11 protein-coding genes are annotated in these 13,572 nt (G+C 67.0%); 10 read left to right on the top strand and 1 reads right to left on the bottom strand.

Annotation, left to right across the window (positions count from 1 at the left end; genetic code table 11):
• Window positions 1-5 precede the first annotated feature (5 nt).
• Complete coding sequence (locus HA052_RS21280; protein WP_081548854.1) at window positions 6-2,456, bottom strand: hypothetical protein; 2,451 nt, start codon at window positions 2,454-2,456, stop codon at window positions 6-8.
• 403 nt (window positions 2,457-2,859) lie between these two features.
• Here HA052_RS21280 and invF point away from each other — a divergent pair, with 403 nt between their 5' ends.
• From invF to HA052_RS21230, 10 genes are all read left to right on the top strand, one after another.
• A complete protein-coding gene (gene invF, locus HA052_RS21275) occupies window positions 2,860-3,639 on the top strand; it encodes an AraC family transcriptional regulator InvF (protein ID WP_166453483.1) in 780 nt (259 codons plus the stop codon).
• The gene (sctC, locus tag HA052_RS21270) at window positions 3,636-5,375 is read left to right on the top strand and encodes a type III secretion system outer membrane ring subunit SctC (protein WP_166453482.1); all 1,740 of its coding nucleotides are present in this window, start codon (window positions 3,636-3,638) and stop codon (window positions 5,373-5,375) included. Before invF ends, sctC begins: the two co-directional genes overlap by 4 nt.
• Entirely contained in the window at window positions 5,365-6,495 is a 1,131-nt protein-coding gene (locus HA052_RS21265; protein ID WP_346774577.1) for a YopN/LcrE/InvE/MxiC type III secretion system gatekeeper, read from the top strand. Before sctC ends, HA052_RS21265 begins: the two co-directional genes overlap by 11 nt.
• A 106-nt stretch (window positions 6,496-6,601) precedes the next feature.
• Window positions 6,602-8,665 carry an EscV/YscV/HrcV family type III secretion system export apparatus protein gene (locus HA052_RS21260; RefSeq protein ID WP_166453481.1) on the top strand — a complete coding sequence of 688 codons (2,064 nt, stop codon included), beginning with the start codon at window positions 6,602-6,604 and terminating at the stop codon, window positions 8,663-8,665.
• A gap of 15 nt (window positions 8,666-8,680) precedes the next feature.
• On the top strand, window positions 8,681-9,088 hold the full coding sequence (gene spaK, locus HA052_RS21255; RefSeq protein WP_166453480.1) for an SPI-1 type III secretion system chaperone SpaK: 408 nt from the start codon (window positions 8,681-8,683) through the stop codon (window positions 9,086-9,088).
• On the top strand, window positions 9,085-10,374 hold the full coding sequence (gene sctN, locus HA052_RS21250; protein WP_166453479.1) for a type III secretion system ATPase SctN: 1,290 nt from the start codon (window positions 9,085-9,087) through the stop codon (window positions 10,372-10,374). Before spaK ends, sctN begins: the two co-directional genes overlap by 4 nt.
• Window positions 10,358-10,810 (top strand): SpaM family type III secretion system protein, encoded by a 453-nt coding sequence (locus tag HA052_RS21245; protein WP_166453478.1) that lies wholly within the window; start codon window positions 10,358-10,360, stop codon window positions 10,808-10,810. The genes sctN and HA052_RS21245 overlap by 17 nt, the downstream gene beginning before the upstream one ends.
• Window positions 10,798-11,877, top strand: a complete 1,080-nt coding sequence (locus tag HA052_RS21240; RefSeq protein ID WP_166453477.1) for a SpaN/EivJ family type III secretion system needle length determinant — start codon at window positions 10,798-10,800, stop codon at window positions 11,875-11,877. The genes HA052_RS21245 and HA052_RS21240 overlap by 13 nt, the downstream gene beginning before the upstream one ends.
• Window positions 11,877-12,770 carry a YscQ/HrcQ family type III secretion apparatus protein gene (locus tag HA052_RS21235; protein ID WP_166453476.1) on the top strand — a complete coding sequence of 298 codons (894 nt, stop codon included), beginning with the start codon at window positions 11,877-11,879 and terminating at the stop codon, window positions 12,768-12,770. Before HA052_RS21240 ends, HA052_RS21235 begins: the two co-directional genes overlap by 1 nt.
• Window positions 12,760-13,419, top strand: a complete 660-nt coding sequence (locus HA052_RS21230) for an EscR/YscR/HrcR family type III secretion system export apparatus protein (protein WP_166453475.1) — start codon at window positions 12,760-12,762, stop codon at window positions 13,417-13,419. Before HA052_RS21235 ends, HA052_RS21230 begins: the two co-directional genes overlap by 11 nt.
• Window positions 13,420-13,572: the final 153 nt, after the last annotated feature.

The raw sequence follows: 13,572 nt of genomic DNA, 5'->3' as shown, positions 1-13,572 counted from the left end.
GCGCTTTAGAAGGTTTTCAAGAATTCGATCAGCGCGTATTTGTCGCTGTCGCTGAGGCCGGGCTCCTGGGTCTGGTAGCCGGTGCCGAAGTAATGGCCGCGGTTGACCACGAAGTCCGGGCAGGTGCTCAGTTCCAGCATGGGCTGCGCCAGGTTGGCGAACACCTTGCGCGCTTCTTCGTCGCTGGCCCCAGGCGGCAAGGCCTTGAGGTCGTGCTTGATCTTGAGCAGCAGCTCCAGCAATTTTTTATCGTGCTTGAGCCGTTCGCCCAGCGAGGGGTTGTCCAGCGTCACCTGCAGGTTGGCGATCAGGTTGACCGGGGTGCCGGCCGGGATAGGCCCCAGCTCCACGCCGTCCTTGCCGAACAACCAGGGCAGATAGCGTTGCAGCGGGCCTTGCAGTTCTTGCAGCGCGTCCGGCAAGTAGCCGACGGGCACGCGCAGATAGCTGCGGGCGGTGGTGCGGTCGATCACGCCGGGCACTTTGTCGCCCAGCATCTTGTCCTTCTCGCGTTTTTCCGGCCACAGCAGTTTCTGGATGGAGTCGTTGAAGGACTCCATGCGCGCCGCCACCGACGGGCTGGGGTTGAATTTGCCCAGGCTGTTGTTGAGCAGGAAGGGCGCGGTGGACCAGACGCTGATCAAAGAGGCGGGGCGGGTGTAGCCGCGGCCGCCGGCCGGCATCTTGTACTGAGAAGGCGCGCCGGTGAAGGGGTTGTGCACGGTGATCTCGCCGACCGAGGGCAGGTCTTTATAGGTTTTGGACGAGAAGTTGTCCCAGATATTGCCCTTGAGCGCGTTGGTGGCCAGCGGGCTGCAGGCATTGGTTTGCAGTAAGGTCACCGGCACCCGCAGTTCGGTGGACAGGTAGTTGTCTTTCAGGAAGTCGTCGGCCTGGACGATCTGGCGCATCTGCGATTTGAAGTCCTCGGTCTTGGTCCAGTCCCAGTATTTGTTGAAGCAGGCCAGGTAGCCCGGACCGGCGCAGCCGGCGGTGGGGTCCAGCGGCGGGACTTTGGGCGGCAGCTTGCTGGAGTGGCAGCGCGCGCAGTTTTCCGCGAACACCACCTTGCCGCGGCTGAGCTGGGCGGCGTCGCGGCTCAGGTATTGCTGGCCGCCGGGGGCGTCCTTCAGCTTGTGCGGGTCCGTGCTCTTCAGGAAGAACAGCGCCATGTTCACGGTCTGCTGCTCGGTGGATTGCCAGTACACCGAGTTCTTGCGCGCGTCCGCGATCTGGATCGGGGTGATGGTTTTGCCGCCCACCAAGGGGTTGAAGTGCAGCAGCCATTCCTCGCTGAACAGGCCGATGTTCAGATAGACGCGGTTCAACGCGCCCAGCGCGCCCACCGAGTCCGAGCCGTCCTTCAACACCCGCGGCGTCCATACGGTTTTGGGCGGCTGGAAGAACTGGGTCAACGGGCCGTCTTTGACGAAGTCGTTGAACTGCTTGTTGTTGAGTCCGCCACCGGCCAGGGTTTCCTTGCCCCAGCGCTTGGCGATGTCCAGCCGAGGCCCCAGGCCGTACACCGCGTTCATGGTGCGCGGGTTGTTGATGGAGTCGGTGGAGATCAGCGAGGTGTCCAACGCGCCGGGGCGCGAGGTGTGGAACAGCTGGAAGGGGAAGCTGCTGGGGTCCGCCTGCCAGGAGAAGATGCGGTCCACCCAGAAATACTGGGCGCCGACGTTGGAGCTCAGGTTTTCCCACTTCGGATGTTCCGGGTCCGCCGGCGGTTTCACCGGGTTGGGGCCGACGTGGCAGAACGCACAGGACATGCCCACGCGGTAGGGGCGGATCAGGTCTTTGTCGTTGTAATACGCCGGGTCTTCGTAATAGCGCTTGGCGTCCCATTTCTTGGCGGCGGCTTCGTCGAAGGCCGGGTTGGGGAACAGGCGCAGGCCCACCACGCCGGTGGCGTAGCCGTAGAAGGAGCCGACGGGCAGGTTCTTGCCGCGCGCGCCGATGATCACGCCGGGGTATCTCTTCTCATTCTCGAACGGGTCTTTCGGGCAATCGGCGCGGCGCTGGTCCAGCCACAGGCCGAAGCGCTTGTCGTCCGGGCCGGCGGCCTTGTCGAAACAGGGTTCGTTGACCAGGCCCAGGTAGTTCCAGCGGTTGTCGCGGCTGAACTTGAGGCCGGGATGGGAGGACAGGGTTTTGAGCAAGTCCAGGTTGCCGACGCTGACAGTGGCGAGCTTATCCCACAGCCTGTCGTTGCCGCCGGTCCACACCAGCCAGGTGTTGCGCCCCTTGACCTCGTCGGCGTTCAGCGCCACCGCGCTGTCCATGTCCTTGAAATAGTCCTCGCTGGCGGCGGGGAAGGATTCCACCGTGCGCTGAGCCAGTTTGGCCTCGTCCTGCACGGTGCCGGGCTTGGGCTGATCGTCCCGGCAGCCGGCCAGGCTCAACAGCAATAGCAGCGCCGCTCCCCGGCGCAAGGTGAGGTTCATCCTAGCCATCGCATTTTCTCCAGTGGGCATCGCGGCGTTTTTGATTTTAAGAATTCATTTGGCATTTAAGGGCCTATCTCTGCCTATAGCACGGCGGCGGCGGCGGCGGCGTCTGCGTAGCTTTGCTGAGCGTTATTACTGATGGCGAAAAGCGGCGGGCATGGTCGATAGTTGAAAGTTGCCCGCGGCGGGGAAAGAGATAATCGCGACGCTGATTGAGCCCGCGCGGAACGCGTGAGCGAGACCGTAGCGGCTTTTGTCGCGCGGGCGCCGCAGCGGGGGGCCTGTTCTTTGTGTCTGGCGGGCGTTGGAGCGAAAACTCGGGTTCCCATCAGATTTGCATCAGGATTCGCCCGCGGCGCTGGGGGACACTTTCCCAGTCCAAGCACGAGCCCGGCAGGGCGTTTGACCGATGACCGATAACGATGTGTTGCACCCGCTGGAGACTTTGGAGGCCGCCGCCAAGCGCTGCGCGCCGGCCCAGGACGTCTGGTTGCTGCCGCCGCGCCGGGAAGAGGCGCGGCTGGAACTGAGCTGGGAAGAGGGCGCGGAAACGCTGACCCTGGCGGCGGATTGGCAGGGCCTGCTGTTGCTGGACCGCGTGGAAGTGAGCGTGGTTGCCGGCGCGCTGCCGTTTCAGCCGGTCCGGCTGGAGGCGTTCAGCAAGCTGCTGGCCTTCGTCGACGAAGCCAAGACCGACGAGGCCCGAGACGCGGACGCGCCGGCAAGCGAGGCGCGCTGCGCGCAATTGCCGTTGGCCGATCTGACGGCCTGGCAGGACCGCAAGCGTTGCGAGTACTGGTTCTTGCTGCAGGTGTTGGCGCCGTCGCCGGCCTTCGCCGCGTTGCTGACGCTGCTGCGTCGCAGCGAGAGTTATTGGCTGGTGCGCTTCCTGCTGGCCCAGTCCGCCTGCGGCGACAAGTTGCAGGCGCTGGGAGAGCGCTACGGCGTGTCCTACTCCCACTTCCGCCGCTTGTGCCGCCACGCGCTGGGCAACGCGGCCAAGACCGAGCTGCGCGACTGGCGCATGGCCCGTTCGCTGCTGGACGTGGCGGAGGGGCGGGAAAACCTGACCCAGGTGGCGCTCAAGCACGGCTACGCCTCGTCGTCGCATTTTTCCAACGAAATCAAGGGACTGATCGGCGTTTCGCCGCGCGGTCTGTCCAACATTATTCAACTGGCCACCAAATGAATCGAAGCTTTTTATCCGCCGCGCTGCTGGCCGCGGCGCTGCTCGCGGCCGTGCCGGCCGCCGCCGCGCCGGAACCGGCGCGCGCCGCCGACTCCGCCGGCTACGTCGCCAAGAAGGAGGGCCTGCGTTCGTTCTTCGACGCGATTTCCTCGCGGCTGAAAAAGCCGGTGATCGTCAGCAAGCAGGCGGCGCGCAAGCAGATCAGCGGCGATTTCGACCTGGCCAACCCGCAGGCGCTGCTGGACAAGATGACTCAGCAGCTGGGCCTGATCTGGTATCACGACGGCCAGGCCATCTATGTCTACGACGCCAGCGAAACCCGCAACGCGGTGGTGTCGCTGCGCAATGTGTCGCTCTCCGCCTTCAACGACTTCCTGCGCAAGTCCGGCCTCTACGACAAACGCTATCCGCTACGCGGCGACAACCGTAGCGGAACCTTCTACGTGTCCGGGCCGCCGGTCTTCGTGGATCTGGTGGTCAACGCCGCCGGCTTCATGGACAAGCAGAGCGACGGCATTGAACTGGGCCGGCAGAAGATAGGCGTGGTGCGGCTCAACAACACCTTCGTCAGCGACCGCAGCTATGAGCTGCGCGACCAGAAAATCGTCATCCCCGGCATGGCCACGGTGATAGAGAAGCTGCTGCAGGGCGAAGACAAGCCCTTGCAGACCGCCGGCGTCAATCCGGCGCGGCCGCCGGCGCGGGGCAGCGACATCCCGGCGATGCCGGACTTTCCCGCCGGCGGGGAGCTCAAGGCGCCGGCCTACCAGGCCGGCTTAAGCCTGCCCGACGCGCTGAAGCAGGACGCGGCGGCCGGCGACATCAAGGTGATCGCCTACCCGGACACCAACAGCCTGCTGATCAAGGGCACCGCCGAGCAGGTGCGTTTCATCGAGAACCTGGCGCTGGCGCTGGACGTGGCCAAGCGCCACGTGGAGCTGTCGCTGTGGATCATAGACCTGGACAAGGGCGACCTGGATCAACTGGGCGTCAACTGGAGCGGCAGCGCCACCGTGGGCAACAAGCTGGGCGTGACGCTGAACCAACCCTCCTCGCTCAGCACCCTGGACGGCACCCGCTTCATCGCTTCGGTGATGGCCTTGTCGCAGAAGAACAAGGCGAATGTGGTGTCGCGCCCGGTGGTGCTGACCCAGGAAAACGTGCCGGCCATCTTCGACAACAGCCGCACCTTCTACGCCAAGCTGGTGGGCGAACGCAATTCCAGCCTGCAACACGTGACCTACGGCACCCTGGTCAGCGTGCTGCCGCGCTTCTCCGCCGATGGCCAGATCGAGATGTCGCTGAACATCGAGGACGGCCGCGAGGCCAAGACGCCGGATTACGACAAGGACCCGCAGGACGCCTTGCCCGAGGTGGGCCGCACCCGCATCAGCACCGTGGCGCGGGTGCCGCAGGGCAAGAGCTTGCTGATAGGCGGTTACACCCGCGACGCCAATATCGAACAGAACAACAAGGTGCCGTTCTTGGGCAGCCTGCCCTTGGTGGGCGGCCTGTTCCGCTACCGCAGCCAGAACCAGAGCAATACCGTGCGCGTGTTCCTGATTCAGCCGCGTGAGATCGACGACCCGCTGACGCCGGACGCCAGCGATCTATCGGCGGCGGTGGCCAAGGAGGGCGGCATCTCCAGCGATCCGCTGCAGCAATGGGTGCGCGACTACCTGGACCGCGAACAGCGCGCCGACGGCGCGGCCAAGGGCGCGACGCGTGGACATTAGCGGCCGTCCGCCGCCGGTCTTCGGCGTCCGCTCGCCCAAGCACCAGGGCAAGCTGGACGCCCAGCGCGACGCCCAGCGCCAGGGCGAGGCGCGGCAGGCGGACGCGCAGCAGGTGGAGGACGCCAGCCCGGCGGCCGAGGTGCAGCGCTTCGTCCAGTCCACCGATGAAATGTCGGCGGCGCTGACCCAGTTCCGCAACCGCCGCGATTACGACAAGAAGCTGGGCCATCTGGCCGACAGCTTCGAGCGGGTGCTGGACGAGGAAGCCCAGCCCAAGGCGCAGCAGATCGTGAACGTGGCCAAGTCCCACGGGATCAGCGCCGAGGAGTTGTTGCGTCAGGCGCGTTCCTTGTTCCCGGACGACAGCGATCTGGTGCTGGTGTTGCGCGAACTGCTGCGCCGCCGTCAGTTGGACGAGGTGGTGCGCAAGCGCCTGCAGGCGCTGCTCAAGCAGGTGGAGGAGCAAGCCGAGGCCAAGCCTTTGAAGGCCGGCATCAATTGCGCGCTGAAGGCGAGGCTGTTCGGCAAGGCGCTGTCGCTGAGCCCCGGCCTGCTGCGCGCCAGCTACCGCCAGTTTCTGGAGAGCGAGGCGGCGGAAGTGGAGATTTACGCCGACTGGGTGGGCAGCTACGGCTACCAACGCCGGGCGGTGGTGTTGGATTTCATCGAAGGCGCGCTGCTGGCCGACATCGATTCGCTGGACGCCAGCTGTTCGCGGCTGGAGTTCGGCAACCTCCTGGGCCGGCTGAGCCAGCTCAAGCTGCTGCGCTCCGCCGACGCGCTCTTCGTCGGCCGCATGTTGGGCAATCCGCAGGTATGCGCCTTCAATCCCAGCGAGGCGGACTGGTTGTTGTTCCTGCTGTCGTTGCTGCAACAGCCGCAGCAGCTGGACGGCCTGTTGGCGGAGACGGTGGGCGACACCGCCTTGCTCAGCCGCCACAGCGAGCATTCCACCTTGCTGCAGGCGCTGTACCAGGCATGCAAGGCGCTGCCGCCGCAGTTGTTCGTCGACGAACGCTGGCTGGACGCCTTGCAAGAGGAATTCCGCCATCTGGCCGCCATCGCTTATCGCCACGAGCTGGCCGAACGCCGGCGCGAGGCCGAGGGCGGCGCGGAGTAAACGAGAACCGCCAGGCAAGGTGGGGGGACGCGTCCCGTCTTGCCTGGCTGTTTTTTCCGGCGGGCCGCGGTCCGCCGCCACTATCGAATCGCTTGGATGACTAACGGTGTTTAACTCCCTGCTCAACGGCGCGCGCTCGCGGCCGGAATTGCTGATCCTGCTGTTGATGGTGATGATCATCGCGATGCTGATCATCCCCTTGCCCACCTATTTGGTGGACTTCCTGATCGGCCTCAACATCGTGATCGCCGTGCTGGTGTTCATGGGCTCGTTCTACATCGACCGCATCCTCAGCTTTTCCACCTTCCCCTCGGTGCTGTTGATCACCACGCTGTTCCGGCTGGCGCTGTCCATCAGCACCAGCCGCCTGATCCTGATCGAGGCCGACGCGGGCGAGATCATCAACACCTTCGGCCAGTTCGTCATCGGCGACAGCCTGGCGGTGGGCTTCGTGGTGTTTTCCATCGTCACCGTGGTGCAGTTCATCGTCATCACCAAGGGTTCGGAACGAGTGGCCGAGGTGGCGGCGCGCTTCTCGCTGGACGGCATGCCCGGCAAGCAGATGAGCATCGACGCCGACCTCAAGGCCGGCATCGTGGATGCCGACGGCGCGCGCGAGCGCCGCAGCGTGCTGGAGCGCGAGAGCCAGCTTTACGGCTCCTTCGACGGCGCGATGAAGTTCATCAAGGGCGACGCCATCGCCGGCATCATCATCATCTTCGTCAACTTCATTGGCGGCATCTCCGTGGGCATGACCCAGCACGGCATGGACCTGTCCACCGCGCTGTCCACCTACACCATGCTCACCATCGGCGACGGCCTGGTGGCGCAGATTCCCGCGCTGCTGATCGCCATCAGCGCCGGCTTCATCGTCACCCGCGTCAACGGCGACGGCGACAATATGGGCCGCAACATCATGAGCCAGTTGCTGGGCAACCCGTTCGTGCTGGTGGTGACCGCGGTGCTGGCCTTGGCGGTGGGCATGCTGCCCGGCTTCCCGCTGATCGTGTTCCTGATCCTGGCCGCGGCTTTGGGCGGCCTGTTCTATTACAAGCGCCGCCTGGCCGGCAAAGGCGCGCCGGGCGCGGCCCAGACTCCCGCGAGCGCGGCCGCCGGCGCGACGCCGGCCGGAGGCAAGGACAGCACCCTGGGCCTGATCGGCAACCTGGACAAGGTGGCGGCGGAGACCGTGCCGCTGATCCTGCTGGTGCCCAAGGCGCGCCGCGCCGCGCTGGAACAGGCTCAGTTGGCCGAGCGGCTGCGCAGCCAGTTTTTCATCGACTACGGCGTGCGGCTGCCTGACATGCTGCTGCGCGACGGCGAAGGCCTGCCGGACAACCGGGCGGCGGTGCTGATCAACGAGATCCGCGCCGACGAGTTCGAACTGCATTTCGATCTGGTGCGCGTGGTCAATTACTCGGACGAGGCCGCCGCGCTCGGGGTGCAGCCGGTGTTCAGCGCCCAGGGCGCCAGCCAGTGCGCCTGGGTGCGCCCGGCCGACGGCGACAAGTTGGCCAAGCTGGGCTACCAGTTGCGCCCGGCGCTGGACGAGCTCTATCACTGCCTGGCCGCGCTGCTGGCGCGTCACGTCAACGAATACTTCGGCGTCCAGGAAACCAAGCACATGCTGGACCAGCTGGAGGCCAAATACCCGGACCTGCTCAAGGAAGTGCTGCGCCACGCCACGGTGCAGCGCATCGCCGAAGTGCTGCAGCGCCTGCTGGCCGAACGGATCTCGGTGCGCAATATGAAGCTGATCATGGAGGCGCTGGCGCTGTGGGCGCCGCGCGAGAAGGACGTGATCAATCTGGTCGAGCACGTGCGCGGCGCGCTGGCGCGCTACATCTGCCACAAGTTCGCCAGCGGCGGCGAGTTGCGCGCGGTGATGATGTCCGCCGAGGTGGAGGACATGGTGCGCAAGGGCATACGCCAGACCTCCGCCGGCGCCTTCCTCAACCTGGAGCCGGCGGCCTCGGACGAACTGATGGACCTGTTCGCGCTTGGCCTGGACGGCATGGGCATCGCGCACAAGGACCTGGTGCTGCTGGCCTCGGTGGACGTGCGGCGCTTCATCAAGAAACTGGTCGAAACCCGCTTCCGCGATCTGGAAGTGGTGTCCTTCGGCGAAATCGCCGACAGCGTGTCGGTGAACGTGATCAAAACCATTTAAAAAAGGATTCCGCCTATGTTCGCCATGGATATCGCCCAACTGGTCCGCGCCGCTTTGGAAGAGAGCGGGTGCGATCCCGCCCTGCTGGGCGAGCTGGACAGCCACTCCACCATCGCTCTGGATCTGCACGATCTGCCCAGCATCCACGTCAGCGCCCAGGACGGCGAGGTGTGGTTGTGGTCGCGCTTGGGCGAGCACAACGAGGCGGTGCTGGCCCAGCGCGCCGCCCAGCTCTTGCAGGACCTCATGCAGGGCTGCCATTTCGCCCGCGGCGGCCAACTGCAACTGGCCACCAATGACGGCTATCTGGAACTGAAAGCGATGGCGCACCCGGATTATCTGACCGACGGCAAGCGCTTCTCCGAAGCGCTGAACGGCTTTTTCGACGCGCTGGAGCGCTTCAGCGAGTCGCTGCTGCGATGAAAGCGCCGCGCCTGCTGCGCCGGCTGGCGTATCCGCAACGCCTGTCCGGCCCCATTCTGGAAGCCGCGCTGCCCGAGGTGGCGATAGGCGAGCTGTGCGACATCCGCCGCAGCTGGCAGGACCGCGACGTGGTGGCCCGCGCCCAGGTGGTGGGCTTTCAAGGCCCGCGCGCGGTGCTCAGCCTGATCGGCAACGCGCGCGGCCTGTCGCGCGAGGCGGTGTTGCAGCCTACCGGCCGCGCCTTGGCCGCCTGGATAGGCGAGTCGGCGCTGGGGGCGGTGCTGGACCCCACCGGCAGCATCGTCGAGCGCTTCGCGCCCGAGGCCGGGGTGGGCGGCGAGGAGCGCGGCATCGACGCCGACCCGCCGCCGTACTCTCGGCGCGTGGGCATACGCGAGCCGCTGGCCACCGGGGTGCGCGCCATCGACGGCCTGCTGACCTGCGGCGTGGGCCAGCGCGTCGGCATCTTTGCTTCCGCCGGCTGCGGCAAGACCATGTTGATGCACATGCTGATCGAGCAGAGCGACGCCGACGTCTTCGTCATCGGCCTGATCGGCGAGCGCGGCCGCGAAGTGACCGAATTCGCCGAATCGCTGCGGGCCTCGCCCAAGCGCGAGCGCTGCGCGCTGGTGTTCGCCACCTCGGACTTCTCCTCGGTGGACCGTTGCAACGCGGCGCTGCTGGCCACCACGGTGGCCGAATACTTCCGCGACCAGGGCAAGAAAGTAGTGCTCTTCGTCGATTCCATGACCCGTTACGCCCGCGCGCTGCGCGACGTGGCGCTGGCCGCCGGAGAACCGCCGGCGCGGCGCGGCTACCCGGCCTCGGTGTTCGACAGCCTGCCTCGGCTGCTGGAGCGCCCCGGCGCCACCCGCGGCGGCAGCATTACCGCCTTCTACACCGTGCTGCTGGAAAGCGACGACGAGCCGGACCCGATGGCGGACGAGATCCGCTCCATCCTGGACGGCCACATCTATCTGAGCCGCAAGCTGGCCGGTCAGGGCCATTACCCGGCCATCGACGTGCTCAAGAGCGCCAGCCGCGTGGCCGGCCAGGTGTGCGACGGCGGCCATTTGCAGGCGGCCTCGGCGCTGCGCGCCTTGATGGCGCGGCTGGAGGAGCTGCAAGTCTTCATCGACCTGGGCGAATACCGCCCCGGCGAGAACGCGGACAACGACCGGGCGATGAACGCGCGCGAGGCGCTGCGCCGCTGGCTGCGCCAACCGGTGGACGAGGGCGCGGGTTTCGCCGACACCCTGCGCAGCCTGCATGAGCTTGTTGCCTAAACTGGGCGCGCTGCTGCGCCGTTGTCAGGCGGCGCAATCGCGTTGCGAGGCGGAACTGGCTCAGCTGGCGCGCCAGGACGGCGCGCTGGCGGCGGAGCAAGAGGCGTTGGCCTCGCAGGGCCAGGGCCTGCGCCAATTGCTGCTGGCGCAACGGCCGGCCGGGGCGATGAGCCGCGGCCAACTGTTCGCGCTGCAGCGCAAGCAGGCGGTGCTGCGCCGCCAGTTGCAGAACCTGGATCTGCAAAACGGCCAGCTGGAAGAACAGCGCCAAGGCCTGGCCGGCCGACGCGAGGAACAACAGGTCTTGCGCCGGCAATGGCTGCGCAAGGAAGACAAGTATCAACGCTGGGCCAAGTTGCAGCGCCGTCAGGAACGCATGCGGCGTTTGCGGCTGGACGAGGCCGAGCAGGAAGAGAGGACGATATGGAAGCGATGACGCCCATTCCCGCGCCGAGCGCGGACACCCGGCCGGCAAGCGCGGCCGATGCGGACGGCGCCGCCGAGGCCTTTGCCCGCGAAGCCCAAAGACAGCGGCAAGACGCCGCCGATCCGGACCGCGACGGCGAGGACGAGGCCGGCGAGCGCGAGCAGGACCGCTCCCGCCTGCCGGCAGGAGCGCTGTGGCAGCCGCCGCTGCCGCCGCACTGGAACGCGGCGCGGCTGAACGCCGGCGGCCGACGCGCAGCGGAAGCCGCCGTGTCCGCGCCGGACAAGCGGGGGCAGGCGCCTTTGGGCGATGGCGAACGGCCGACCGCCGACGCGCGCGGCAAGACCGCCGTCGGGCCGCAGGGCCTGCGCGCCGCCGCGGCGGCGCTGGCGGCTGAGCACGCCGCCAGCCTGACGCCGGCGGCCGACGCGCCGGTCAAAGTTGGGGCGCAGACGCTGGGGGTGCTGTTCAAGGCCGAGCCGGCGCCGCGCAAAGCCGAGCACGCGCCGGCCAAGGGCGAGGCCGCGCTGCCTGGGGCCGCCGCGCGCGTAGAAACGTCTATCGCCATGCCGACGGCTACGCCGACGCCGCATGGACGGAGCGCGCCGAAAGCAGACGCCGCCGCGCCGGCTCCCGCGCCGACGCCGGCCGTCACGCGCGAAGGCGGCGAGGCGCGCAAGAACGAGACCGCGCCGGCGGCCGCCGCGCCGGTTGTGCCCCAGCAGGCCCAAGCGTCCGCGCCGGCAACGCCGGCGCGCGACACCGCGCCGCCGGCGCGCCCGCGGCAGGACCCGGCCCAGGCTCAGGCCCAAACGGCGTTGTCCGCGGCCAGCGCGCCGGAACCGGCCCAGCCGGGCCTGACCTACCGCTTCCAGCGCTGGGGCGGCGAACACGCGGTGAACGTGCAAAGCCAGCCCGGCGGCGTGCTCAGCCTGCAGCCGTCGGACAGCCTGGTGCAACAGCGTTTGGGCGAGCAATGGCAGTCCGGCAACCCGCAGCAATGGCAGATGGCCCGCGACGACGGCCGCGAGCAGGGCCGGCAGCAGCCACAGCGGGATGAGGAGGAGGACGCTTGATGCTGGCGCTCAGACAAATCGACGCGCGCGAGCGCGCCTTGCAGCGCGCCGCCGCGGCTTGGCGGCGCCAGGGTTGGGACGCGACGCTGGAAACGCCGCCGCGCGGCGGCCTGTGGTTGTCGGTGGCCGACGCCGAACAACGCTGGCAGGGCTGGCTGCAAGCGCGCGCCTGGCTGGAGAGCGCCGCGCCGGAGTTGGCGCGGCTGGCGCTGTCCTCCGGCGTGGAGGCGCAGGCGGCGCAATGGCTGGCGGCGGCGGAACGGCCGTTGACGCCGCCGATGCCGGAGCTGGCCTATCAGCGCTTGAGCCTGGGCGAAGCGGGGCCGGGCGACGCTTTGCCGCGTCAAGCGCTGCTGCGGGTGATGTGCGCGGAGGGGCCGCTGTGGCTGGAGCGCGCGCCGGAGTTCGAGGCGGGAGACGCGCTGGACCCGGCGCCCTTGCTGAGCTGGCCGCTGCGCTTCGTCATCGGCGACAGCCGCCTCAGCCTGGGTCTGCTGCGCGGCGTGACGCGCGGCGACGTGTTGCTGATCCGCGAGCCGACGGCGGCGGTGCGCTGCCACGACCGCGCGCTGGGCACTTATCAATCGTATGAGGAAGGAATCGTCATGGAATGGGATGAATCGCAACAGGCGACGGAGCAGGAAGCGCCGGCGCGAGACATGGGGCAGCTGCCGGTGGAACTGGAGTTCGTGCTGCATCGCGGCCGGATGACGCTGGCGGAATTGCAGGACTTGTGTCGTGGCCAGTTGTTGAACCTGCCGGCCGACGTTGAGCGGCGGGTGGAAGTGCGCGCCAACGGCGCGCTGCTGGGGCGAGGCGAACTGGTGCAGCTGGCCGGCCATCTGGGGGTGGAAGTGACAGAGTGGCTGGGCGGAGCCGCCGATGTCGAATGATATTTCGCTGATCGCGCTGCTGGCTTTCGCCACGCTGCTGCCTTTCCTGATCGCTTCGGGCACTTGCTTCATCAAGTTCTCCATCGTGTTCGTGATGGTGCGCAACGCGCTGGGCCTGCAGCAGGTGCCGTCCAATATGACGCTCAACGGCATCGCGCTGATGCTGTCGATGTTCGTGATGCTGCCGATCGCGCAGCAGGCCTATAGCCACTACCAGGAAGAGCAGGTCAGCTTCAACAGCGTGGAGTCCGTGAGCAACTTCGTTGAGAACGGCCTGGACGGCTATCGCGGCTATTTGCAGAAGTATTCCGATCCGGAACTGGTGAGCTTTTTTGAAAAAGCCCAGGCGCAGCGCACCGAACGCGAAACCGGCAATGCGGCCGAGGACGAACAGCCGTCCCTCTTCGCCTTGCTGCCGGCTTACGCGCTCAGCGAGATCAAGAGCGCGTTCAAGATCGGCTTTTATCTCTACCTGCCCTTCGTGGTGGTGGATTTGGTGATCTCCAGCATCTTGCTGGCGCTGGGGATGATGATGATGAGCCCGGTGACGATTTCGGTGCCGATCAAGCTGGTGCTGTTCGTGGCGTTGGACGGCTGGACTTTGCTGTCCAAGGGGCTGGTGTTGCAGTACCTGGATTTGGCTTCGTAGCGGGCAAAACCGCCGATGCTGCGTTGCGCCTCCTTGTCGTACGACGGGTACTGCCTGCGTCGGCGCGCCTTGCCTCGGCCGCTGCGCTCGGTTTTGCTTCCCGAGTCCTGGAGAGCTGAATGGCTTTCATGGAGCGGGCGGAGTGCCGCGCTT

Origin of the sequence: Chromobacterium fluminis (genome assembly GCF_011602385.1) — a bacterium.
GTDB classification, from domain to species: domain Bacteria; phylum Pseudomonadota; class Gammaproteobacteria; order Burkholderiales; family Chromobacteriaceae; genus Chromobacterium; species Chromobacterium fluminis.
The sequence above is the reverse complement of the archived record's forward strand: the minus strand, read 5'-3'. Positions and strand labels throughout refer to the sequence as shown.

Bases quoted from the DNA above. Each gene is read 5' to 3' on its own strand.
- HA052_RS21280 (WP_081548854.1), bottom strand. From the start codon at position 2,456: ATGGCTAGGATGAACCTCACCTTGCGCCGGGGAGCGGCGCTGCTATTG.
- invF (WP_166453483.1), top strand. From the start codon at position 2,860: ATGACCGATAACGATGTGTTGCACCCGCTGGAGACTTTGGAGGCCGCC.
- sctC (WP_166453482.1), top strand. From the start codon at position 3,636: ATGAATCGAAGCTTTTTATCCGCCGCGCTGCTGGCCGCGGCGCTGCTC.
- spaK (WP_166453480.1), top strand. From the start codon at position 8,681: ATGTTCGCCATGGATATCGCCCAACTGGTCCGCGCCGCTTTGGAAGAG.
- sctN (WP_166453479.1), top strand. From the start codon at position 9,085: ATGAAAGCGCCGCGCCTGCTGCGCCGGCTGGCGTATCCGCAACGCCTG.
- HA052_RS21245 (WP_166453478.1), top strand. From the start codon at position 10,358: ATGAGCTTGTTGCCTAAACTGGGCGCGCTGCTGCGCCGTTGTCAGGCG.
- HA052_RS21240 (WP_166453477.1), top strand. From the start codon at position 10,798: ATGGAAGCGATGACGCCCATTCCCGCGCCGAGCGCGGACACCCGGCCG.
- HA052_RS21235 (WP_166453476.1), top strand. From the start codon at position 11,877: ATGCTGGCGCTCAGACAAATCGACGCGCGCGAGCGCGCCTTGCAGCGC.
- HA052_RS21230 (WP_166453475.1), top strand. From the start codon at position 12,760: ATGTCGAATGATATTTCGCTGATCGCGCTGCTGGCTTTCGCCACGCTG.